The organism is Alteromonas sp. RKMC-009 (genome assembly GCF_003584565.2).
Classification (GTDB): domain Bacteria; phylum Pseudomonadota; class Gammaproteobacteria; order Enterobacterales; family Alteromonadaceae; genus Alteromonas.
The window spans coordinates 2382629-2406490 of sequence record NZ_CP031010.1 but is presented as its reverse complement, the minus strand read 5'-3'; the positions used below and the strand labels follow the sequence as shown (position 1 = coordinate 2406490).

23 protein-coding genes are annotated in these 23862 nt (G+C 49.4%); 7 read left to right on the top strand and 16 right to left on the bottom strand.

Translation table 11 applies throughout. From position 1 onward, the window contains the following. Nucleotides 1-3 precede the first annotated feature (3 nt). Nucleotides 4-849, bottom strand: coding sequence for a DUF6279 family lipoprotein (locus DS731_RS10610; RefSeq protein WP_119501300.1), 846 nt, complete (start codon nucleotides 847-849; stop codon nucleotides 4-6). A 212-nt stretch (nucleotides 850-1061) separates the two neighbouring features. Between DS731_RS10610 and DS731_RS10605 the strand changes: the two genes are divergently transcribed. Further along, nucleotides 1062-2060, top strand: coding sequence for a 6-phosphofructokinase (locus DS731_RS10605; RefSeq protein ID WP_119501299.1), 999 nt, complete (start codon nucleotides 1062-1064; stop codon nucleotides 2058-2060). Nucleotides 2061-2110: 50 nt separating this feature from the next. Here the strand turns inward: DS731_RS10605 and DS731_RS10600 are convergent, their stop codons facing one another. The 4 genes from DS731_RS10600 to DS731_RS10585 all read right to left on the bottom strand — a co-directional run bounded on the left by DS731_RS10600 (nucleotide 2111) and on the right by DS731_RS10585 (nucleotide 5317). Further along, nucleotides 2111-2938, bottom strand: a complete 828-nt coding sequence (locus tag DS731_RS10600) for a LytR/AlgR family response regulator transcription factor (RefSeq protein ID WP_119501298.1) — start codon at nucleotides 2936-2938, stop codon at nucleotides 2111-2113. A gap of 10 nt (nucleotides 2939-2948) precedes the next feature. Next, nucleotides 2949-4013 carry a sensor histidine kinase gene (locus tag DS731_RS10595; RefSeq protein ID WP_119501297.1) on the bottom strand — a complete coding sequence of 355 codons (1065 nt, stop codon included), beginning with the start codon at nucleotides 4011-4013 and terminating at the stop codon, nucleotides 2949-2951. Nucleotides 4014-4118: 105 nt separating this feature from the next. Further along, nucleotides 4119-4580 carry an Mpo1 family 2-hydroxy fatty acid dioxygenase gene (locus DS731_RS10590; RefSeq protein ID WP_119501296.1) on the bottom strand — a complete coding sequence of 154 codons (462 nt, stop codon included), beginning with the start codon at nucleotides 4578-4580 and terminating at the stop codon, nucleotides 4119-4121. 59 nt (nucleotides 4581-4639) lie between these two features. Beyond that, nucleotides 4640-5317, bottom strand: coding sequence for a flagellar brake protein (locus tag DS731_RS10585; RefSeq protein ID WP_119501295.1), 678 nt, complete (start codon nucleotides 5315-5317; stop codon nucleotides 4640-4642). Between the two features lie 117 nt (nucleotides 5318-5434). On the opposite strand from DS731_RS10585, the gene DS731_RS10580 reads away from it, so the two are divergent. Continuing rightward, nucleotides 5435-7210 carry a M61 family metallopeptidase gene (locus DS731_RS10580; RefSeq protein ID WP_119501294.1) on the top strand — a complete coding sequence of 592 codons (1776 nt, stop codon included), beginning with the start codon at nucleotides 5435-5437 and terminating at the stop codon, nucleotides 7208-7210. A gap of 59 nt (nucleotides 7211-7269) precedes the next feature. On the opposite strand, the gene DS731_RS10575 is transcribed toward DS731_RS10580, so the two are convergent. The 3 genes from DS731_RS10575 to yejK all read right to left on the bottom strand — a co-directional run bounded on the left by DS731_RS10575 (nucleotide 7270) and on the right by yejK (nucleotide 10169). Beyond that, complete coding sequence (locus tag DS731_RS10575) at nucleotides 7270-8079, bottom strand: M23 family metallopeptidase (protein WP_119503387.1); 810 nt, start codon at nucleotides 8077-8079, stop codon at nucleotides 7270-7272. A gap of 23 nt (nucleotides 8080-8102) precedes the next feature. Then, complete coding sequence (locus DS731_RS10570) at nucleotides 8103-8978, bottom strand: 6-carboxytetrahydropterin synthase (protein WP_119501293.1); 876 nt, start codon at nucleotides 8976-8978, stop codon at nucleotides 8103-8105. 135 nt (nucleotides 8979-9113) lie between these two features. Continuing rightward, nucleotides 9114-10169 (bottom strand): nucleoid-associated protein YejK, encoded by a 1056-nt coding sequence (gene yejK / locus DS731_RS10565; RefSeq protein ID WP_119501292.1) that lies wholly within the window; start codon nucleotides 10167-10169, stop codon nucleotides 9114-9116. 152 nt (nucleotides 10170-10321) lie between these two features. Between yejK and DS731_RS10560 the strand changes: the two genes are divergently transcribed. Together DS731_RS10560 and DS731_RS10555 are read left to right on the top strand one after the other, a co-directional pair. Further along, nucleotides 10322-10534, top strand: a complete 213-nt coding sequence (locus DS731_RS10560; RefSeq protein WP_119501291.1) for a DUF1414 domain-containing protein — start codon at nucleotides 10322-10324, stop codon at nucleotides 10532-10534. Between the two features lie 12 nt (nucleotides 10535-10546). After that, nucleotides 10547-12064, top strand: a complete 1518-nt coding sequence (locus DS731_RS10555; protein WP_119501290.1) for a DUF3413 domain-containing protein — start codon at nucleotides 10547-10549, stop codon at nucleotides 12062-12064. 92 nt (nucleotides 12065-12156) lie between these two features. On the opposite strand, the gene DS731_RS10550 is transcribed toward DS731_RS10555, so the two are convergent. The 5 genes from DS731_RS10550 to DS731_RS10530 all read right to left on the bottom strand — a co-directional run bounded on the left by DS731_RS10550 (nucleotide 12157) and on the right by DS731_RS10530 (nucleotide 17874). After that, nucleotides 12157-12984 (bottom strand): putative RNA methyltransferase, encoded by an 828-nt coding sequence (locus tag DS731_RS10550; RefSeq protein WP_119501289.1) that lies wholly within the window; start codon nucleotides 12982-12984, stop codon nucleotides 12157-12159. Nucleotides 12985-13141: 157 nt separating this feature from the next. Next, a complete protein-coding gene (mmsB, locus tag DS731_RS10545; RefSeq protein WP_119501288.1) occupies nucleotides 13142-14035 on the bottom strand; it encodes a 3-hydroxyisobutyrate dehydrogenase in 894 nt (297 codons plus the stop codon). After that, nucleotides 14032-15177, bottom strand: coding sequence for an enoyl-CoA hydratase/isomerase family protein (locus DS731_RS10540; protein ID WP_119501287.1), 1146 nt, complete (start codon nucleotides 15175-15177; stop codon nucleotides 14032-14034). The genes mmsB and DS731_RS10540 overlap by 4 nt, the downstream gene beginning before the upstream one ends. Nucleotides 15178-15217: 40 nt before the next feature. Continuing rightward, a complete protein-coding gene (locus DS731_RS10535; protein ID WP_119501286.1) occupies nucleotides 15218-16372 on the bottom strand; it encodes an acyl-CoA dehydrogenase family protein in 1155 nt (384 codons plus the stop codon). Nucleotides 16373-16383: 11 nt separating this feature from the next. Then, nucleotides 16384-17874, bottom strand: coding sequence for a CoA-acylating methylmalonate-semialdehyde dehydrogenase (locus tag DS731_RS10530; RefSeq protein WP_119501285.1), 1491 nt, complete (start codon nucleotides 17872-17874; stop codon nucleotides 16384-16386). Nucleotides 17875-18147: 273 nt separating this feature from the next. Between DS731_RS10530 and DS731_RS10525 the strand changes: the two genes are divergently transcribed. After that, complete coding sequence (locus DS731_RS10525; RefSeq protein ID WP_119503386.1) at nucleotides 18148-19806, top strand: response regulator; 1659 nt, start codon at nucleotides 18148-18150, stop codon at nucleotides 19804-19806. 3 nt (nucleotides 19807-19809) lie between these two features. Here DS731_RS10525 and DS731_RS10520 read toward each other — a convergent pair whose 3' ends face one another. Then, nucleotides 19810-20637, bottom strand: a complete 828-nt coding sequence (locus DS731_RS10520) for an NAD(P)-dependent oxidoreductase (protein WP_232373556.1) — start codon at nucleotides 20635-20637, stop codon at nucleotides 19810-19812. 178 nt (nucleotides 20638-20815) lie between these two features. Here DS731_RS10520 and DS731_RS10515 point away from each other — a divergent pair, with 178 nt between their 5' ends. Both DS731_RS10515 and DS731_RS10510 read left to right on the top strand, forming a co-directional pair. Continuing rightward, a complete protein-coding gene (locus tag DS731_RS10515; RefSeq protein WP_119501283.1) occupies nucleotides 20816-21301 on the top strand; it encodes a glutathione peroxidase in 486 nt (161 codons plus the stop codon). Nucleotides 21302-21317: 16 nt separating this feature from the next. Further along, on the top strand, nucleotides 21318-22325 hold the full coding sequence (locus DS731_RS10510) for a 2-hydroxyacid dehydrogenase (protein WP_119501282.1): 1008 nt from the start codon (nucleotides 21318-21320) through the stop codon (nucleotides 22323-22325). Here DS731_RS10510 and DS731_RS10505 read toward each other — a convergent pair. Both DS731_RS10505 and DS731_RS10500 read right to left on the bottom strand, forming a co-directional pair. Further along, the gene (locus DS731_RS10505) at nucleotides 22309-23064 is read right to left on the bottom strand and encodes a methyltransferase domain-containing protein (protein WP_119501281.1); all 756 of its coding nucleotides are present in this window, start codon (nucleotides 23062-23064) and stop codon (nucleotides 22309-22311) included. The genes DS731_RS10510 and DS731_RS10505 overlap by 17 nt on opposite strands. A 23-nt stretch (nucleotides 23065-23087) precedes the next feature. Beyond that, nucleotides 23088-23849 carry a Nif3-like dinuclear metal center hexameric protein gene (locus DS731_RS10500; protein WP_119501280.1) on the bottom strand — a complete coding sequence of 254 codons (762 nt, stop codon included), beginning with the start codon at nucleotides 23847-23849 and terminating at the stop codon, nucleotides 23088-23090. Nucleotides 23850-23862 lie beyond the last annotated feature (13 nt).

Genomic DNA, 23862 nt, shown 5'->3' with positions numbered 1-23862 from the left:
CAGTTATTCGTCCAGCAAATCTTCGAGGCTGGCAATCATATCGTTGATCTCATCCTCCAGCTTGCTTTTTTGTTTCGCTGTCAGAGAACTTGCGACAGATGACGCCAGTCTGGCATGTTGCTGTCGATTGTTTCGCCAGACTTGAAGAAATGCTTCAGACCGGTACTGTTCAGGATTGAGCATCAGCGCAGTCAGCTGCTCAGTAAAATCAGGATTATTCTTACGGCCGGCGAATAACACCCTCGCCCGCTGCTGTAAATCACGACGGTATGCCAGCCACAATTCCCGTGACGGCATGAAGCCGGGCGCCATATCCTGAATTAACTGTTTTTGTTCCTCTGTAAGCCGGCCGATCCTTTCTTCCATATCCTCTTCCAGGCTTTCTACACGGTCTTCCATGCGTTCCTGTTCTGACCACTCATTGGTTTCTTCTATCTTTTCCTCTGTTTCCTTGTTGTCCTTTTCCAGTGCAGCAAACAGTCTGATCACCTGCTCGTCAGACAGCTCGCCCGCCATTGATGCCAGAGGCGGAGTGATTTCCTCCCGCAAACGCTGCCAGTGCTCCGTGGCTTTGGTGTAATGAGACAACAGGCGCTGTTCTGTCAGCCGGTTCTCTGCCAAATCCTCTTTCACCAGTTTCAGATGATTGATGTAGGCGGGCAATTCTTTACTGCGATGCCAGTCAATCCACTTGTCCAGCTGCTTATCAAACATGGCTTCCTGGCGATTATTCAGCTCGATGTAATCATCCATATACCAGTAAACCAGCCAGTCCAGATTGTTGTATGCCAGTTTACTGCTGCATCCGCCCAGCAATAAGACAAATATAACCGTTACCCATTTTTTCATGACTGTTCCTGCCTGAAACCATTGAACAATGATACGCTCACCTCTATGCTTCACGGTGATGTGTTATCACTATAAAGCCCTGAAAATCACAGTAAATACTATTTAATTTTTAGTAACAATTCTGTCTCTCTGTGGCTTATATGATTCGTATCAACACTTGCAGTTCAACCCGCTGGCATACTTTGCCGGCTCTGATTCAATAAGGACGGAACGTGAACAGTAAAGTAGCCATACTCACCTCGGGAGGAGATGCTCCCGGCATGAATGCCTGTATCCGTGCCATCGTGCTGGTTTGTGAACGGGCCGGCCATGACATCGTCGGTTATTTGCATGGTTATAACGGTTTGCTGTCACAGGAATACATGACACTGGACAGTCGTCAGGTACACAACCTCGCCCAGCGCGGAGGCACGATTTTACACAGTGCCCGCTGCAAGCCTTTCAAGACTGATGAGTCCGGAAAGCTTGCTGCTGCCAATCTTACTGCGCTCGGTATAGATACCCTCTTTGTCATTGGGGGCGACGGCTCTTTTCGCGGCGCGGCCCATCTCGGAAAGTTCTGGCAGGGTCAGATCATTGGTTTACCGGGTACCATTGATAACGACATTAACGGCACAGACGCCACTATCGGCTATTTCACCGCAATTGAAACCGCTGTCCAGTCCGTGGATAAAGTACGGGATACTGCTGATGCATTTGAGCGTGTTTTTCTGGTAGAAGTGATGGGCAGACATGCCGGTTTCCTCGGTCTGAACGGCGCAATTGCTTCAGCGTCAGACTATGTCATTTTGCCGGAACTGTTTGAAAGCGAAGAAAAGACATTAAAAGACATCCTGACTCAGCTCAATGAACGCCGGGAACAGCGCGGTAACGTGAGTTATATCATCGTGCTGGCGGAAAATCTCTGGCCCGGCGGGATTGCTGATTTAGCCTCACGACTGGAATCGCTTACTGAAACGGAAGTGCGTCCTGTTATTCTCGGGCATGTGCAGCGGGGCGGCTCGCCGGTCTCTCAGGACAGGTTGCTGGCACTCAAACTGGGCGCCTATGCGGCAACACTGACGGGCAGTGCTGTAACCGGCGTAATGATTGGAGAGCAACATGGTAAACCGGTTCAGGTACCGCTGGAAGATACCTGGAAGCAACGTAAACCGCTGGACGACCTGTCAGTTGATACCATGACACTGCTTATGAACAACCGTTATGCGTAACCTTTTCCAACGCAGATAAATTAAAAAACGGAGCATTATGCTCCGTTTGTCTACATCTTCATCGCGGCTTTGACTTTATCGCGGTGACTGCGGCTGACTTTCAGCTCGGTGTCATTCTGCAAAATAAGGTGATACTCGCCACTGATATGACTCACCAGTTTCTTGACGAAGCGGATATTGGCGATGGCAGAACGGTGAACTCTCACGAACCACTGAGGGTTCAGTTCCTGTTCCAGTTCCTTCATGGTTTTACGCATGATATGCATACCATCAAGCGCATGAACACACATGTAGTCACCGGCAGCGTCAATCCACTGGATGTCCTGCACGGCAACACGGGTCACTTCAGAGCCGTCTTTAATGGCCAGTACTTCAGGATAAGGATTGGTGTCAATAGACTCGCCGCTGGCAAGTTTACGGAGAATTTCGTTGGTATCATCACCGGTAAGCTCAGCCACCAGATTTACCAGCTTGCGGGACTGCTCATCCTGGTCACGGGTAGTGAAATACTCTCTTACTTTCACCAGCGCATCTGACAATCTGGCATCATCAGCCGGTTTCAGCAAATAATCAACTGCATGAATATCAAACGCTTTAATAGCATAGCTGTCATAAGCGGTGACAAATACAATCATGGGAATTGGCTGGTTCAGTTCACGGAGTTTGTGAATGACCTGAAACCCGTTCAGACCCGGCATCTGGATATCCAGAAAAACCAAATCAGGCCGGTTTTTAGAAATTACGCTTACCGCATCCAGACCATTCTGGCATTCCGCCACCACTTCTACATCAGCGTGACGTTCCAGACGTGTGCGTAACCCTTTCCTTGCCAACGGCTCGTCGTCTACCACGACAGTTTTTATTTTACGATCACTCATGCTTTACGTCTTATACTTCGTAAGGGATCCGCAGTCTCACACGTATGCCTGACGGCTGATTATGTTCAACCGAAAAAGCAAAATTACGCTGATATAAAGACTGCAGACGTTCCTTTATATTCACTAACCCCACACCGTTTTCACGATGCAGCTGACCATCCTTTATTTCCGCACCGGGCCCGTTATCAGCGACATCCATTAACAGGTCGTTGCCAAAGGTACGTGCAGAAATAGAAATTTGACCGCCGTTCTCCATAGTGGATATGGCGTGTTTAATTGCATTTTCAATAAGCGGTTGCAAAATCATCCCCGGCACCAGGGCTGACTCACAATCAGGTTCAATATCCCATACTACATCTAATCTGTCATCAAATCGTACTTTTTCTATTTCAAGATACAAACGCAGTACTTTGATTTCTTCACCCAAAGTAACCCGCTTAATGGGATCATTATCCAGAGAATAGCGTAAAAAGTCCGATAACCGTGACACCATGGCTTCGGCAATATCATTTTCTTTCAGCAGGATCAGCGTGGAAATGGCGTTCAGTGTGTTAAACAGGAAGTGCGGGTTAAGCTGATAGCGCAACATTTTAATATGCGCCTGATGCGCCATGGTACTGGCTTTTAATGCATTCTGCTTTTCTTTTTGCAGCATCTGGAAGTTCTTGATACCAAAATAGGTACCCGTCCAGCAGCCCACCATGATCAGAGAATTGATCGTATTGGTAAAGTACAGATACCAGGCATCAGGCCGGTAGCCGTGCTTATAGATTTCCCAGTAGTTGACGTTCTTTACCACTGCCCATACCAGCGCCACCACATAACAGGCGAGAATGACGGTAGTAATCATTTTCAAAGGAGACAGTTTTCTGGCCCAACGAAACACATACCGTAACGGAATGGTCAGTAACCAGCCGGCATAAGCATTGAGCAAAATGATAAAGACCCAGATAGGCCGGACATCATGAAGAAACGAACCAATATAATAAATTAACGCAAAACCCGCCCAGCCCACGCTGTGCAAGGTCCAGAATAAGCGTTCGTTACTTTCGAATAACTGTTGCCAACGACTCACTTTATTACCGTAAAATCAAATAGTAATTTCAATTATACGCATATTAAACGGGTTCATGGCAATCTTGGTCGTGCTTCCCCGGCACCTTGTCGCAGTGGATTTTGCTTAATAACTTATATTTAAGCGCTTAAACCAGTGAGTCCACCACCAGGCCGGGCCAATGAGTAAAAAACGGATATCATCGAAAAACGATGGCTTCCTGCCTTCGATTTTGTGACCGGCAAACTGCAGGATCCACATGACAATAAACAAGATAAGACAAAATTCCCACACAGCCACAGGACTGCCATCAATCAGATTGATGACACCGAAACTGATAATTGTCAGTAGCGTCATAGCCGCGCCTACCGGACCGGACAGGCGGAAATAGTAGTACAGGACAGGCAGCACCAGCAAATGGGCCCAGGTGAGATCGGTTTGCTGCAGAAAGCCGGGGAGCGGAATACTCCATATTAAACCCAGGGTAACGAGGTAAATAGACGGCACCGCAACGGCGTGGATTAACACATTCGTTTTATTCTGGTGGCTTTCCGAGTATTGCAATAACAACTTGTCAATCTGTCGCATATCAATAACGCTCCGTAAATGGATCCGCCGGCGGTAACGGAAAGCCTGAGCTTTTTCTGCTATAGAGCCAGAATATAGCGTTCAATTAAGGTTTCGACCGCCTTTTGCTCATTGGTAAACTGAATACCGTAATAATAGTATCCTTTTACTTCGGCAACGTTCCGCACGTTGCTGTCTATCCTAATGGTTTCACCATCCAATTTACAGCCCAATGTTATTTTTTTGTTAACTTCAAGCTTGCTATCCTCTGAACCCGTTTTTATGGCCAGTTTGCAGCCCGTTTTCGATACATCAATAATCAGGCCCCGGACTCTTTCCTGCTCTTCCTGATCTAAATAAACACTGACAGGAATGCCCGGCTGGGAACGCCGGTCACTGCGTAGTCCCATGGTTTGCAGCTTAGACGGAAATCCGGTGATAAGAATACTCACCGGTTTGCTGAAACACTTTAAAATTGTAGTTTTGAAGGCAATAACCTGCCCCAGCCCGCCTTCGATCACAAACCTCACGACCACTTCATTGCCGGCAACAAGATAATCACGGATGTTCGCCCATTTATGGGTATTTGGTACCTGAAAGATAAATGCGTTAGGAATATCCATACCCACATAGTGCGTTTTAAGGCGTTGCGGTGCAGTAGGTGTCTCTATCTGTAAATCGACAACGGTGCCGGGCGCCAGGCTTTTCAATGCAGTCATGTCATCTTTACTTAAAGAGGTGGTTTCGGCTTTACTCACAGCAGGCTGTACTCCTTTTCAGTCAGTGACATTATCATACTCCCTTTTCGCTGATGCTGACAAAAAGTCCGGTGTGATGCATGATAGCACTCTGCATGACTTTTCACGGATATTTACATGACTTCTTTGCGATACGATCTTTCCGTCCGCTCCCGCTCTCAACATCTTTTCGCAGTAACCCTCACAATTCCCGCCTGCGACACTGATGTACTGACGTTGAGCTTACCGGCGTGGATCCCGGGCAGCTATATGGTGCGGGATTTCGCCAGACACATCATCACACTGACAGCTGCAGACAACGCAGGCAATGTTTTACCTGTTACAAAAACAGATAAACAGACCTGGCAAATTAAAGCGGGTAAACAGCCAGTCACTGTTGAATACACCGTTTATGCCTTTGATCTCTCCGTACGTGCAGCTTACCTTAACGACGAATACGGCTTTATCAACGGCACCAGTGTCTTCTTGCAGGTCAACGACCTCCCCGCAGCATCCTGTGAAGTGACGGTATCTTTACCTGAATCCTTAAGCCACTGGCATGTAGAAACCAGTATGCAGCCTGATGACACAAATGGTACACATTTTATCTGCGAAGATTACGCGGAGCTTATCGATCACCCTGTATTCATGGGTGAGTGTGTGCTCGACAGTGTAACGGTTCAGGGCGTGGAATTTGTGTTCCTTTTTAGTGGCAAAACGCCGGTAAACACGAAAAGAATATGCGAAGACATGGTGCCGGTTTGTGAGCATCACCTTAATTTATTCGGTCAGCCCTCGCCCGTGGACCGCTATGTGTTCATGACGTTGCTGAGCGAAAGTGGCTTTGGCGGCCTTGAGCACCGCAGTTCTACGGCCCTGCTCTACCCACGGTTTGACTTACCGCTGGAACGTGAAGGCGGCGGCAAAACTGATCAGTACGTCACCTTTCTGAGCCTCTGCTGTCATGAATTGTTTCACACCTGGCATGTTAAACGCCTGCGTCCTTCCGTTTTCCTGAAACCGGATTTAAGCGCAGAAGTCTATACCCCCCAGCTTTGGATTTATGAGGGCTTTACCAGCTTTTATGACGATGTGACGCTGGCAAGAACGGGCCTTATCAGCCCTGAAAAATATCTGGAAATTGTTGGTCAGAACCTCACCCGTTTACAGTTGACAGCGGGACGTTTCAAACAGTCAGTGGCAGAGTCCAGTTTTGATGCATGGACCAAGTTCTACAAACAGGATGCATCAGCTCCCAACAATATTGTGAGTTACTATGTAAAAGGCGGCATCATTGCCTTTGGACTTGATTTGCTGTTACGCAGAAAGTCGCAGGGTAACGTGTCGCTGGACAGTTTAATGCAGGCACTGTGGCAGCAATTCGGTGCAGAGGAGACCGGCACCCCTGATGATGTGATTGAGACAGTTTGCCGTGAAACTTTTAATATTGATGTATCAGAGTATCTTCAGGCTGTTGTTTACGGCAAAGAAGACGTGCCCCTGAATCAGTGGCTGGCTGATATTGGCGTAACGCTGCATACAAGACCGAAAAACTCAGCATCTGACCGCGGTGGTGTACCGCCCTTACCGGCTTACCAGAAACACCATTTAGGGGCTGCCATTAAAAATGCAGAAACCGGCGTAACGGTTCAGGTTGTATTTGAAGATGGTGCAGCTTGCCGGGCAGGACTACAGGTAAACGACAGGATCATTGCACTGGATGGCTACGTAGTGAATGACATTCTGCTACAGCGTTTGCTGAATCAAACCGGTGAATCTGCGTTGCCGCTGACAGTACTGCGTGATGGCCGTTTGCTGACGTTATCACTGCCTGTGCTTGAAGAGCGGCAGGAAGCCTGTTACTTCACCATTGAAGATAAGGAAAAGCTGGCAGCATGGCTGGCTACAGCATAAATGATTCAGCCCCTTGCAGGGGCTGATTACTTTTACAGGGTTAACTGAAAAATAAGTGATTACTGGCGGGGCGGTACCAGTAACGCTGGATCCAGCCTGGTTTTACCCAGGTTAAGCCGCCAGTCAAGATGTGGACCTGTTGCTCTGCCGGTCGCACCGATGGTGCCGATAGCGTCGCCCTGTGCGACCACATCCCCGGCTTTCACCTTCGAAGAGTCAAGGTGCAGAAACGTAGAGAACACACCCATACCATGATCGAGAATCACGGTATTGCCGCTGTAATACAAATCATCTGATAATTTCACCACACCCGCTGCGGGAGCGATAACAGGCGTACCGGTTGGTGCACCAACGTCAACGCCATAATGCGGCGCTTTAGGAATACCGTTAAGCACCCGCTGGCTACCGTATACGCCGGTTACCGGGCCTTCTGCCGGCCAGATAAAACCGGTAAATACAGCATCCAGATCAGAGATATTTCCGCGGGCATTAGCTACTACAGTACTGTCTCTTCGAATACGTTTAAGTGTTTCTTCCGGCGGCGAAACCATGGAAGATTTTAAACCGTCAATACGCTGTATGTTGTACTGCCGCTTTTCCAGTTCAATGTCTCTTGAACCTGTTGTGCCGTCAGGCAGCGTCCAGGACAAAGTATGATTAAGTGCTGATTCACGGGCGAAACCAAATACAAATTTGCCCTGCGCATTGAGCTTGAGTGCTTCGCCATTCAATGTAACCTGACTTCCGGGCGGCAACTGCCCACGAAACAGACTGCCCTGCGTAAATTTACCATTCAGAACCAGCGCACCGGCTTCAGAGGCTTCACTGGCAGCAAGGCTTTGCTGCAAGGAAAAAACAGACAGAGAAATCAGCGCAGTGAGAGCCAGCGGGATCAATCGCACACCAGTGCTCCTTTTCCTACGCCTTCATAAGCCAGCACTTTCACAGAGCCACCGTTCTGGCGGGCTTTTTCTTCATCAAAAATAAACTGAGCCAGACATTCCACGGTGGAATCAGTAGTTATGACTTCACAATCTGATTCAGGCAACAATATTTCAAAGTAGCCTTGCGATGATTCATAGGCAAAACAGCAGTACTCTCTGTCTGCCGGCACAGTGCCTGATGCCTGACGGGCTGAAAAAGCCAGCCTGTCTTCTTCCGAGGCAATATAAATATCTTCCCAGCGTGATGCCCAGTATTGCTGACTCTCGAGACTATTTTCACCGTTTACAAACACGTCGATTTTAGAACGGTGACCATGAGCAATACGCTGGCAATTGCCATCGTGTTTTTTCAGGCCATGAGTGTAGTGATAGAACGGCGTGGTGATCACTTCGGTGCGCAGAATAAGCTCAAGGTTATCTACGTTTTCCGGCAGATGAGTAGCAATCACTTCGCGGAGATAGCTGCCGGTGGAGTCCTTAGTAACCGTTTCACCGTAGATGAAAGCGTAAGCCTCTGCCGGACAATATAGCTGAATCACCCTGCCGTCGTTGCAGGTAAACCGTACATCCACATGTTCACTGTTGTCTTCATGCACAATCGCCACGTTGGCGTAGTCAGCAGGTACCAGCAATTTATGGTCGACATAATCATCAATCAGTCGCTTCAGGTTTTTTTTCACCTTACCGAAGTCCTGAATCATACTCTCATCGTTAAGATCGCCGGACAGGATCACATCCACGATCCAGCTTTCTCCCACCATTCCCCGCTCAGGGCACAGGTAAGAAAAATCCATGACGGTGAGGTCGTTGACAAATAATTGCATGTAAAACCTTGTTACCGGAACTTAAACTGCCGGCATTATACGATAAATTAAACAAAGCAGGCAGGTTTCACCTGCCTGCTTACGAACGTTGGCCCGCATTTCGTTACTGTTACGGGTGAATAACGGCTATTGTACCTAATTTTTTGACTGTCTGGTCAACTGGTCTTTCAAATTTGGCGGAATACCTTTAATGGTCAGTGTGTCTGACACCGGGTCGTAGATGATTTTGTCACCCAGTAGTTTACGTTCAAAGCTCAGGGAAATACCGCCCCCCTGTCCGGTAAATTTAGCCAGCTGACGCAGCGCAGCAGGATCCGGCTGAATATTCTCTTCCAGCGGTGCCTCAAGCGTTTGTGTGAACGCCTCAAAACTGTGTTCGCTGTCACTGTCCGGTGATAACCGTCCGGATAACTCTTTAATCGACAGACTTTCACCACTGTCTATCTTCTCTTTGAAATAAGACTTTACTTCATCACGGTGCTGTTGCTGTTCTTCACGGTCAAGATTCTCGCTGGCCAGATAAGCATCTACCGAAGAAATCAGCTGTTTGTTCTGCTGTTTAATGTCCACCAGCTCTTCGCAACCGATAAAATCCATGAAGAAATCAGACACCTTGCGGCCCATGAGTCCTTTAATAAAGCTTACGTAGCGCTTTTGTTCCGGCTGGATCTCAAGTTGTGTAAGGTCAATGCGTACTGCCAGTTGCATCTTCGCCAAATCAAGGTGCTCGCGGGCATTCAGCTCCAGTGCCTGATTGATTTCCACGTGGGAACGGGTATTCAGTAACGTGATCATCAGATACTGGGTTGCCAGAAACTCATACTGGCAGAAAATCAGAAAACCTGTTTGCACTGTACCGGTATCGGTCAGGGCTTTAATCAGCTTGTCACCGGAAGTCAGCGTAAAGGCATGGAAGATATCTTCCAGGTTGTCCACGCGCTCTTTTTGCGCGTGCATGAATTCAGCCAGTGACGTTTTAAAAGGAATGGTATCTTCACCGCCTGCAGCTTCTTCAGTGAAATGGCCCACACCTTTTCCGGGCTTGCTGTTAAAGCTGTGATTGATCTGATGAGCCAGTGATTCGATTTCCGGCGTCACCGCAAGACACTTGTCCCGTGGAATGATGGACAGCTTGTCTTCGCCGCTGACGACTAACCGGTGAACAACAAAATGATGAATCAGTGCACTCATAGACTATCTGGGATCCTGTTTAGTTGAGAATTTACAGTGGAATTCGCGGGATTTACGAATGAATGATTGTTATCACTCAGACAACGATTATAATCATTTAAAATTAAATTCCATTCTTTTTTAGTAAAGAAAACAGTAAAAGAGGCGTCACAATGCCCCAGCAAAGCCGTTATTCCGATTCGGATTTTGAAGCGCTAATGAATAAAGTCATCCTCACACTCGAGGAAAATGAGGTCAGTCGTGATTTACAGCTCATGGTATTGGGCAATGTCATCACCCACATTCTTAATACACAGGTTCCCGCTGCTAACCGCAAAGCCATGGCGGAACAATTCGCTTCGGTATTACAGAAAAGTGTTAACTAACAGGGCTGAATAATGATTTTAGCGGAGTCACCTCGCCGTCAGCGGGTCACACGCCTGGTAAACTGGGGCCACTGGTTCGCGCTGGCTAATATAGCCATCGCCATGATCATCGCCTCAGTATTTATATTTTCCTCTCCTTCACCGGGTACGGCCTTGGGTGCCTTGTATCTGGTATTTAACTGGTTCGGTCATATTGGTTTTATGACCTTCTCCGGTTTTGTCATATTCATTCTGCCGTTGTGCTACCTGGCGACAAACCCGAGAATAATCAAGTTTGCCGCATCCGCCATCGCGGCTACCGGGCTGGCATTGATGGCGTTTGACGCCCTGCTGTTCAACCGCACCGGCTTTCATTTAAGCTTCAGTTCTGCCGATCTACTGCGCAACGAAGCACAAAATCAAATCAGTCAGTTTGGTTTACAACAGTGGATGTACTTATTACTGCTGTTTATGGTCTGGCTCGGTTTTCAGCTTGTGCTGGCCAATGCGTTGTGGAAACGTGTGGAGCGATTGCAGCATCACAAAATCGGTACGCCGGTAACCGGCTTTTTCCTTACCTGTTTTGTCGCCAGCCATGCGATTCACGTGTGGGCTGATGCAGAGTTATATCAGCCTATCGTGAAGCAGGATAATATGTTTCCGTTGTCCTATCCGGCTACGGCAAAAACCACCATGTCCCGCTATGGCCTGCTGGATCTGGAACGCTACAAGGAACGCAAACAGCTACAGTTTGATCCGCAAATTCATCAGGTGACCTACCCCACGGAACCGGTTTACTGCAATATTGAAGCTGACCGTACCCTGGCGCTGGTCGTGCAAACAGACGATACACCGTTGCCGGACATGCCACAGTTTGATCTCAGAGAAATGAACAACTATTTCTCTACAGCTTCGTCACTGGACGGCTTGATCCTGACTACCCTGTTCGGTGTGCCGGAAATTTACCGCGATACACTGGAACAGAAAAGACCGGTTCTGCTGGCCTTACCCGTGGGTCTGGGTATGCCTGTGTCTATTCACGTCGATGAAGCACTGCCTGCCAGTATGCTTGACGGTTACCGACAGCCTGTCAGTAATAATCATGCCGGATTGCACATTGCCTTCCTGTCGGGTGACAAAATTGCAGATATGCTGAGCGACGATGTGTTTGCGCAAAGTGACGTGATCATTGCCACCGGGTTCTCTGAAGATGGCGGTACCCGCCGTGGAAAACTGCTTACGACGCTGGATGTGAAAGGCAGTATTGCCAGCACCGAAGATTTAGCGCCTACGGTACTCAATGCATTAGGCTGCGCAGCGCCGGTCCAGTTCTACTCCACCGGACAAAATTTGTTGCAACCACAACGTAACTGGCTGGTGAGTACGTCCGGTGAAAAAGTGGTAGTGCTGCATAATCAGCAAATGATTGAAGTGCTGAGTAACGGCAGCTTTGAAATATCGGATATTGACAGCCGTGAGCGAAGCAACGACCCGTTAAATGTGGATTTACTCAGCCGTGCCATCAAGCACCTGACCCATTTTTCACGGTAGAGTCGTTACGGTATTTATTTCACCTCTCCTGAATGATGGGAATGGGAAATTCAGAAACGCTGCCTTATACGGCAGCGTTTTTATTTCGCCTTCTATTTTTGCTTCGCCTGCCATAAGGAAACATAAAAATCCGCTTCAACCTCTGTCAGCGACCGGCACAACGAAGCCTGAGTACTTTCATCCAGACGCCAGGCAAACGGTGTCATCTGAAGCAGCGCCTTCCGTTGCGAATCATTTTCAAGCCTGGCCTGCCAGTGAATCCGCTGCCGGCTCAGTAGGGTAAAGCCTGGTCTCTCATCTGCTGGCAATTCATGTTCACGGGGGGTTTTATAAGCAGCTTTTTTCAGTGCCATCAAATGTGCCGGGCCCGGTGTAACATGGAGTAATAAACCCTGAGGCTTGAGAACGCGGGCAAACTCGTCGTCACTGCCCGGGGCAAAAACCTGAAGCATCAGGTCGATTTGGCTGTCCTGAACCGGTAAATCAAAACTGCTGGCCACAACAAACTGGGCATCCCTGTGCTGTCTGGCGGCTAAATCCACTGCGCTTTTGGAAATATCACTGCCACTGGCCACCACAGACTTTTCGGCCGCTTCCAGCGCAGAGCTAATCACATGTAAATACGTGCCTTCACCGCACCCTGCATCATAAAGAACAACGGCTCCTGACGCAGATATCACATCGCTTTTTGTTATCACGTCAGCCATCTTGTCCATCAACGGCTGATAAACCCGGTATTGATGGAAAGTCTGTCTGGCGTCGAGCATGGCTTTATTGTCGCCGGGATCTTTGCTGCTTTTTTTATGTACAGGCAATAAATTGACGTATCCACGTCTGGATACATCAAAACTATGATTGTTGTTACAGCGCCATGTGTCACCGCACACCAGCGGAGACTGACAAAGAGGGCATTGCCACATAAAGTAAACCTGTTCTGCCTGTGAAAACGCAGGGAATGTAACAGAATGAGGACGAACTGCAAGGTTCAAAAAGATTAAGCCAACTGCCCGTTAATGTTACCTGTGAAATAACATTAACGGGATAAGACGGCTTACCTCAGTAAAGGATGTGATTTGATCAGAGTTTATCTTTACTGAAAAGCGTGAATATACTGGAGAAATCCAGCTCACTGTTCCCTTTGCGCTGATGCATCCGGTAAAGCTGTTGTGCCGCTGACCCCATGGGCAGCGAACTGCCTGTTTTAGCGCCGGTGTCCATCGCCAGGCCAAGATCTTTATTCATCAGTTTGACCATAAAGCCTCCCTGATAAGCATTCGATGACGGCACAGACTCCATCACACCGGGACACGGATTGTATTTCTGCAGGGTCCAGTTACAACCGGAGCTCTGTAACATAATGTCAGACATGACTTTCGGATCCAGCCCGTTATCGATGGCAAGTTGCAGTGCTTCCGAAGTGCCGGCCATCAGCACAGCCAGCAACATATTATTGCAAATTTTGGCAACCTGACCGGCACCGGTATCCCCTGCATGAAACAGGTTTTGCCCCATGACATTCAGCAGAGGCGATGCCTGCTCCACCACTTCTGCTTTGCCTCCCGCAATGAAAGTAAGGGTACCGGCTGTGGCGCCGGCAACGCCGCCGGAAACCGGCGCATCGATAAAGCGATGACCCGCCTGCTCTGCTGCATGGCCGGTCTCTCTGGCAGTGTCTGCATCAATGGTACTGCAGTCGATAAGCAAACAGGATGTGCTCAGTGAAGCCAGAATACCGTCTTCACCGCAATATAAGCTGCGTACGTGGGCGGCAGCCGGCAGCATGGTAATCACCGCTTCTGCCTGCGACACGGCATCAGACACATTTGCCGCTTTACGGGCTCCTGTGTCACACAGCGCATCCATTGCACTTTCCACCAGATCGAAAACCGTCACGTTATATCCGGCTTTAATCAGATTCGCCGCCATGGGCGAGCCCATATTGCCAAGACCTATAAAAGTAATGTTTTTCATATTGATTCTCCCAGTCCGGCCAGCGGGTGACCTGACTGCCAGGGGGATGAGAAGAACGGGTCAATGTCCGGATCAGTGATCCCGGCCACGGAGTCAAACCGCCAGCCCGGTTTGCCGTCTTTATCTATCAGCAACGCCCGGATCCCTTCCTGTAATTCACCGTATTGTGCACAATGGCAGGCCATATTCAGTTCCATCCTGAAACTATCTGCCAGAGACTGTGTTTTACCTTTCTGAAACTGGCGGTAAAACAGCGCAGCCGTGAGTGATGAGCCGGATGCCAGCGCCTGTTGAGCTTTTAACATCCATTTATCACCACCGGCATCGATAGCTGTAATGGCAGCAACGACGTCCTGTACAGACGGTAATGAGCAGGCAGCATTGATACGTTCAAGCCATGGCGCAATCCGGTCATCGGGCTGACCGCTTTCAGTTGACGCATCTGCTGTACCGGCATTCAGGCTCTTTGCCAGCATACCGGCAACGTCCTCACGGCTGCCTGATTTCCACTCAGTACTTTTCCATTGTGTAATGAGATCAGCCAGGTCGCTGTGTGTACACAAATGATCGGCCAGACCATACTTCACGGCTTCAGCACCATTTACCTGCGCGGCAGTCAGGCCGAGGAACAGGCCGAGTTGTCCGGTTAAGCGGGGAAGAAAGTAACTGCCTCCCACATCAGGAAATAAGCCAATCGTCACTTCAGGCATGGCAAGGCGGCTTTTATCCGTTACCACCCGGTGAGAAGCCCCCTGTAACAAGCCCATACCGCCACCCATCACAATGCCATCTCCCCACACCACAACAGGTTTGGGGTAAGTATGCAGGGTGTAATCGAGTTTGTATTCCACGGTGAAGAAATCACGGATAAACGGCGGAATCTTACCGGGCGCGGATTTCATCGCATGATACATGGAAACAATATCGCCGCCGGCACAAAAGGCTTTCTCACCGGCACCGTCGATAATGATGAACAGTACATCTTCCCGCTGTGCCCATACATTCAGCTGTTTTAACATGGCTGAAGCCATATCAAGATCCAGCGCATTCAGCGACGCCGGCTTATTCAATGTAATGTGGCCGGCGATCCGGCCACAACCGGTACGGTGTTCATTAATAATAATGCGTTGTTCTGCAGACATGACCTATCCTTTGAAAGTGCTGATGATGCCCATTACTGTGTCAGAGAATGTCATTCATTTCACCCATCAGACGGCGGCCAATGATCACACGCATGATTTCATTAGTGCCTTCCAGGATCTGATGCACTCTCACATCTCTTACGTGCCGCTCCAGCGGATATTCTTTAATATAGCCGTACCCGCCGTGTACCTGCAGCGCCTCGTTGCACACCATAAAGCCGGTGTCTGTGGCAAAACGTTTGGCCATGGCGCAATAAGTGGTTTTGTCTTTGTCGTTACAGTCAAGCTTCCAGGCCGCCAGCCTCACCAGTTGCCTGGCTGCCACAAGCTCCGTGGCCATATCGGCCATTTTGAACTGGATAGCCTGAAACGCCCCCACCGGCTTACCGAACTGCTCACGCTCCTGAATATAGGTTGCCGCGGTTTCCAGTGCCTGCTGTGCCGTGCCCACAGAACAGGTCGCAATGTTTACCCGGCCGCCATCCAGCCCCTGCATCGCCAGACGAAACCCTTCACCTTCTGCGCCCAGTAAACTGCTTTCATCCACCATCACATTATCGAATGTGATCATGCGGGTGGGCTGTGCATTCCAGCCCATTTTTTCTTCGGCTTTGCCGTATACCACTCCTTCAGCGTTCGCCGGTACCACAAAGGCAGATATTCCCGACGGACCCGGCCCGCCGGTTCGGGCCATGACTACCAGCACATCTGTCGCGCCGGCGCCGGAAATAAATACCTTTGCCCCGTTCAGACGATAGCCGTCAGGGGTGCGTTCCGCTTTGGTTTTAAGTGAAGCCGCATCAGAACCGGCGCCCGGCTCGGTAAGGCAATACGACGCCAGTTTTTCTCCGCTCACCAGTGATTCGCACCAGCGGCTTTTTATCTCCTCTGTGCCATAGGATGCAATCATCCATGTCGCCATATTGTGGATTGTCAGCATGGCCGTGGTGGTGGTGCATCCCATAGCCAGTTGCTCAAAAATCAACGAAGAGTCGAGCCTGGATAAGCCCAGACCACCAGCGTCTTCGGGGGTGTATAACCCGCAGAAACCGAGTTCGCCGGCCTTTTTAATGGCCTCAACCGGAAAGTGATGCTCTCTGTCCCACTGCGCGGCAAACGGTGCAAATTCCTGTCTGGCAAACTGTCGTGCAGTGTCTGCGAATGCCAGTTGCTCTTCATTTAATGAAAAATCCATCGTCGTCTCCTCTAATCCATCGAAATAGTCAGGTTCGGACCACCCGGAATATCATCATCCAGCCAGCGACTGGTTACCGTTTTAGTTTCGGTATAAAAGCGGATTGCCTGTTTACCGTAAGCATGTAAATCGCCGTAAAACGAATTTTTCCAGCCGGTAAACGAAAAGAATGGCAGCGGCACAGGGATCGGCACATTAATACCCACCTGACCCACGGTAACTTCACGCTGATACTTTCTGGCCGCTGCACCGCTGTTAGTGAATATGCTGGTACCGTTGCCATAAGGATTATTGTTTACCAGCTTCAGTGCATCCTCCAGAGACTCTGCCCGCATGCAGGACAAGACGGGGCCGAAAATCTCTTCTTTATAGATGGTCATTTCCGGTGTTACCCGGTCAAACACCACCGGGCCTACCCAGTTACCCTTTTCACATCCTGGGACAGTAAAGTCAGAACCGTCAGCCAGACATTCTGCCCCTTCTTCCTTACCGGCTTTAATCAGGGATAACACACGTTGTTTTGCTGCTGCAGAAATCAGCGGACCAAAACCGGCTTCGGGGTCATTCCACAGGCCCGGTTTAATTTCACTGATGCGTTTAGCCAGCTCAGGGATCCACTTTTCAGACCCGCCCACAAACACCGCGGCAGAAATTGCCATACAACGCTGCCCGGCTGCCCCGACCGATGCACCCACGAGGTTATTCAGAACATGTTCTTTGTTCGCGTCGGGCATGATCACGGTATGGTTCTTCGCACCGGCGAAGCACTGGGCACGTTTTAGGTTTGCGGTGGCAGTTTTGTAAATGTACTGACCAACAGGAACAGAACCCACAAACGACACGGCTTTAATGTCTCCATGATGAAGCAGAACATCAACCTGCTCTTTACCGCCGTGCACCACATTCAGCACGCCTGCCGGCGCACCGGCTTGCATAAACAGCTCTGCCAGGCGGTTAGGCGTCAGCGGATCCTGCTCAGAAGGCTTCAGTACAAAGGTATTGCCGCAGGCAATGGCCAGAGGAAACATCCACAGCGGGATCATAGCCGGAAAATTAAACGGGGTGATGCCGGCGCATACTCCCAGCGGCTGAATATAGCTGGCGGTATCTATGTTACGGGCAACGTTTTCAACCGTTTCGCCCATCATCAGGGACGGCACGTTCATCGCCTGTTCAACCACTTCAATACCGCGCCATACATCACCTTTGGCATCGTCAAAGGTCTTGCCGGTCTCGCTGGCAAGCAATGTCGCCAGTTCGTCATGGTGCGCTTTCAGTAACGCCTGGTAACGCATCATCAGACGGGCCCGTTCGGTCACCGGCACATCACGCCAGCTTTCAAACGCTTTTGCAGCAGTGGCAACGGCTGCATCCATGTCGTTATGTGATGCACTGCAAATTTGTGCAATGGGTTCATTGGTGGCGGGGTTGGTAACGACAATCCTGTCTTCAGACTGTCCGTTTACCCATTCCCCGTTTATCAGCATCAGCACCTGTTGCATAAGGTTCTCTTGTTAGTGAATACCCTGTTACCTTAAACAATCACACAGGTTTACGTAAACGTTAACGTAAAACAAATAAAACTATTTTGTAAATATATTGTGACATGACAGATGTTCCGCGCGACAAACCAGACTACCGGTATACCGGTAAATAATGCCTGCTCCCGGGACTATTATCTTTTCGTATAGATGACGAACCGTCAAAGCGCTGATATATTTATTAAATTCCGGTATGACAAAGTTCGTACTTTCATTACATTACTGGTGCCCTTCATGCCTTACCGTCTGGCGATTATCGAAGACAATGCCACTGCGCGTTCAGCAATAAGAAGCCACCTTTTGCCTGTGGGCGAATTCGAAATCAGCAGTTTCAGTAACGGCGCAGAGCTCAAGTCAGCCCTGCGCCGGCAACACTTTGAAATTATTCTGATGGACTTTCACCTCGGGCAAGGTAAAAACGGTGTGGAATGGGTACATCAACTCCGGCAAAGCCAGTTTATCCGGCCCAGTACCGGCATCGTGTTTATTACGGCAGACCGGCTGCCACAAACGGTGGGCCAGATCATCGATGCACAGCCGGATTTGCTGATCATCAAGCCCTACAACATTGCCACCCTTTCACGTGGTCTCAGTCACTACCTCAGTTACCGGAATTATGTCAAACAGGCACTCAATGCACTGGACAATAACGATCCCGCCGGCGCGCTGCAAAGTGTCGCGAAACTGAATAATCAGAAAACGCCGGCAAAGCTCAAAAACGATGTGCTGAAACTTCACGCCAGGATCCTGTTTCAGAATGGTCAGTTACTGGCAGCTAAAGCACTATACGAGTCTGTGCTGGCGCGCTCAGAACGTGTGCTCTGGGCCCAGTGGGGAAAAATAAAATGCGAGTACCTGGCGGGTAACTGGGCAGACTGTAAAGAAGAATTGTCCGATCTGATGACCAATTCACTGGCACGGGATAAGGCATTTGAGTGGCTCGCCTGTCTGTGTTTTGAACAGGAGGCCTGGTCGCAGGCAGAGTTCTATCTGAACCACATCAAAACCAGTGACTTAAGTGTACCGGCCACACGATTGAAGTCGTTAACTTATCAAAAGCAGGACAAAGTACTGGAAGGGATCGAACTGCTGCAGAAGAAACGTGATTACAACCGCAGTACCCGGGACAGGTTTAACGAATTCACCTTTGAGCTGGCAGAGTTTTATCTCTCTATCGCGGAAGAGCAGCCAAAATCTAACCGGGACGAAAGCCTGACTCAGGCCCGCCGGCTGGTAGGGATTGCAGGACGTAATCAGAACGATCAGCAACAATTACAGAAGAAAGACTATCTTCTTGCCTTCGCTGCGGTGCTTGAAAATGACCCGGCAAAAGCGGAGCAATACCTGACTCACGAACACATGGACATGTTTGTGCGCACCGATCCCGCCACCCTCATCGTGGCCGCCAAAATCAATAATGCGCTAGGCAATACAGAGAAAGCCAAAGACTTACTGGCTATGGCACATGAGAGAAATCATCTGGACGATGATTTGTCTGCGCAAACATTAAACGAGAGTGTACTGACCCGGGCTGAAAAAAGTATGGGGCTGGCCAGTGAGAGAGCGCTGGAGCTGAATGAAACGGGCATGCGGATGTTTATTAGTAAAGATTATGTCCGTGCAATGTATTACTTCTATCAGGCCTTTCAGATGATGCCGGCAACGCAGGCATTCGGACTCAACCTGCTGCAGTGTATGCTGGAATCCCGTCATCACAGTTACCGTAATTACACCGTCGCCACATTACTGGACAAAATTGATACCGGTGCGCTGAATAATGCCAACAGACAACGTTTGCTCAGGTTGAGAAAAGTTGCCGAAGCCGACGCGGCTTACTTTCTGACAGCGACACCGGTAACACCGGCAGACGACACACAAGCCTCTGCCGGCTAGCCGTTATTTAGCGGCTAAACGGGTCAGCAGGCTGGAAGTATCCCAGCGACCACCACCGGATTTTTGTACATCAGCGTAATATTGGTCGACCAGCGCAGTCAGTGCCAGCGTAGAACCGTTCCTGCGCGCCTCATCCAGTGCAATGGCGAGATCTTTACGCATCCAGTCTACGGCGAAACCATAGTCATATTTGCCATCCAGCATGGTCGCTGCACGATTTTCCATTTGCCATGACTGTGCTGCACCTATTGAAATAACGTCAACCACGGCTGCACAATCGAGCCCTGCCTGCTGACCAAAGTGCAGCGCCTCAGCCAGCCCCTGAACAATGCCGGCAATACAAATCTGATTCATCATTTTGGCCAGCTGTCCGCTGCCAGCCTTTCCCAGCAACTGGCTGTGTCTTGCATAGTTGTCCATGACAGGCTTTACCACATCAAACACAGCTTCATCGCCGCCGGTCATAATAGTAAGCTGGCCGTTTTCAGCGCCGGCCTGACCACCGGATACCGGGGCATCAAGAAAACCCAGTTGTTTCCCTTTACAGGTTTCCCATAAGGTGCGCGCCACATCTGCTGACGCCGTTGTATGGTCTACCAGAATGGCACCGGCATCCATCGCCTCTGTTGCCTGACCGGCTACGTCCATAACGTCATTGTCATTACCGACGCACATAAATACGATTTCAGCACCACGAACTGCAGCCGCTACAGCAGGCTCAAAAGACCCGCAATACTCCTTCACCCAGGCTTCTGCCTTAGCAGTAGTGCGGTTGTAAACTGTTACATCAAATCCTGCTTTTTGCAGATGCCCTGCCATGGGGTAGCCCATGACACCAAGTCCAAGAAACGTTAATTTTTTCACCGGTTACCTATTCTCCGTGTGTCTGCAAAAGTGATAACAGGCCGGTTAAAAAAAACCGTCTGTACCGAAACCGGCTGAATAATAACAAATTTCATGCTAAAAGTAGCTTCTGACCGCGTTTCACTTGCCGTAAAGGATTAACTCTATGTCTTCAATTTATGATTATACCGTCACATTAAATACCGGCGAAACGCTGGCGCTCAGTAAATTGAAAGGGTTTGTCATTGTCTTTGTTAACACGGCAAGCCGGTGCGGATTTACGCCTCAGTATGAGGGTCTCGAAAAGCTCTTTCTCCGGTATGAGCCTCACGATTTAATGATTATCGGTTTTCCCTGTAATCAGTTCGGTAGTCAGGAACCCGGCAGTGATGACGATATTAAACAGTTTTGCGAACTCAACTACGGCGTATCCTTTCCCATCTCGGCGAAGATAGACGTGAACGGACCGGACGAAGATCCCTTGTTTACTTATCTTAAAAATGAAGCCAGGGGCGTGCTTGGCTCTAAGGCAATTAAATGGAATTTTACCAAGTTTGTTGTTGATCGTGACGGTAAGGTTCGTGGACGCTATGCGCCGGTAACCAAACCCGACGCACTGCAAAAAATTATTGACCCGATCATACGGGAATAGACGGAGCATAATATTCATGACCATACAAATGGGTATATTCAGTTGCCAGCCCTACGATGAAACGTCAATCAGCAAACTGGCCGGCGGGGATGTCCATCTGCACTGCTTCCCTGCCCGTCTGGATGAGAACACTGTGCCACTGTGCGACGGACTCGACGCGGTTTGCGTATTTGTGAATGACACGGTAAATGCCGTTGTATTGGAGAAATTAAAGGCGTCAGGCGTGAGTCATATTGCTCTGCGCTGTGCGGGATATAACAATGTGGATTTGGAGGCGGCGAAACGTTTGGGGCTTGCGGTGTCGCACGTGCCGGCTTACGCACCTGAAGCAGTTGCAGAACATGCAGTAGCGCTGATGCTGACATTAAACCGGCGTATGCACAAAGCGTACAACCGGGTTAAAGAAGGTAATTTTGATTTAAACGGGTTGCTGGGCTTCAACATGGCCGGAAAAACCACAGGTATTATCGGCACCGGTCATATAGGCCGTGCCACTGCACGAATCCTATTGGGTTTCGGCTGTGAAGTATTATGCTACGACCCCGCTCCTGACCGTCAGTTGCAGGATGCCGGGGCACGATTTGTTCCCCTGGATGAGCTGTTGTCCCGCGCTCATATCATCAGTTTGCATTGTCCTCTGAATCAGCACAGTTATCATATGATCAATGAAGAAAGCATCAGTAAAATGCGTGATGGTGTGATGCTGATCAACACCTCAAGGGGTGGTCTTGCCGATACGCAGGCGTTAATTAACGGGTTAAAGTCGCATAAGATCGGTTATCTGGGACTTGATGTCTATGAAATGGAATCAGAGCTGTTCTTCAAAGATCATTCCTGTGAAATCATCCAGGACGATGTATTTGAGCGTTTATCCACGTTTCACAATGTTCTGATCACCGGCCATCAGGGCTTTTTTACTCAGGAAGCACTGGGACAGATTGCACAAACCACGCTGAGCAATGTGGCAGCCTGTGCAAACGGCACCATGGATACCACCACCTTTCTGGTTAAGCCGGCTTGCTGATCAGCAAATGCATGTACTTGCCGAGCCGGCAAAACGGCTCGGTATTCATATATTGTCTTTCCAGTGCAACAAGCTCTTCAAACTGACTGTCGCTGAGATGTCTCTCTCTCATGTAATCATGAAAACAGCGGATACCGCTTAACGACTTTATTTCCATGCCGGCTTCTTCAACACAGCGGATCACGTCTGCAGGGGCAAGCGGATTCTGCGGATTCAGTCTGACCTGATTTTTGACTTTCATGCCTTTGGCAATGTAATCAAAATTTCCATATACAGCATTACCAAATAACGCCGCATCGCGGTTAAAAAAGGTCAGACTCAGCAGCGCCCCCGGGCGCATGTTAAGACAGATTTCCGACAGGGTTTCTAGCGGACTGGCGAGCCATTCAAGAACAGCATGACAGATAACAACATCATAGCGCTGAAGATCGGTTTCAGACTGAATAGTGCCTTTTCTGAACGTCACATTTTCCAAACCGGCCAGATATTCCTGAGCCAGCAAAAGTACATCTGCAGACGCATCCACCAACGTGACATCATGACCCATCTGTGCAACTTCACGGGTCATGATGCCCGTCCCGCCGCCCAGATCAATTACCTTGCTGACCGGCATCTTCTCAAGGAGAGGTTTAAGGATATCAAGTAACAAAAGATGCCGCAGACGGCCCTTGGTCGTGCCGTAGATGTTACTCGCGAATTTATCTGCGATACCATCAAAATACTGGTCAGTGGATTTCATAAGTCGTTTCTTTGCGCCGGAAATCAGGCTGGGTTATCAATATCGATGAAATCAACGGTAATGTCGAAAGAGGAAGACAACCACTCTCCCACCGCTTTAATACCGTAGCGCTCAGTAGCATGATGACCGGCAGCAAAAAAATGAATACCAAGTTCACGGGCAACATGTATGGTCTGTTCAGAGACCTCACCGGTAATAAACGCATCTGCGCCCATTGCAACCGCCTTCTCTATATATCCCTGACCGCCGCCCGTGCACCATGCGAAGGTTTCCAGCCGGTCACCGGCGTCTCCTTCATGCAGTACAGACCTGCCGAGTTTATTTTCAAGACGGGCTTTAAATTCTGAAGCCAGAACAGGTTCGCTGCACTCACCGGTATAGATGATCCCCTCGGGCTTCACGCCTTTCGCAGGAGCCAGATTGCTGAGTCCCATTAAACTGCCAAGTTGTACGTTATTGCCGCAACTGGCGTGAATATCTACCGGCAGATGATAGGCGATAAGATTGATGTTGTTGGCAAGCAATGTACGGATACGCTTTCCCTTCATGCCGGTGATTACGGGGTCTTCCCCTTTCCAGAAATAGCCGTGATGCACAAGAATAGCGTCAGCTTCCCGCCGGACGGCTTCATCAATCAGTGCCTGTGAGGCTGTTACACCGGTAATGACTTTACGGATCCGGTCAGCACCCTCAACCTGCAAGCCATTAGGACAATAATCCTGAACATCCTGAGGGCGTAATAATGTGTCCAGCGCACAGACCAGCTCATGTCTGCTGATTGCCATACCATTCTCCTGA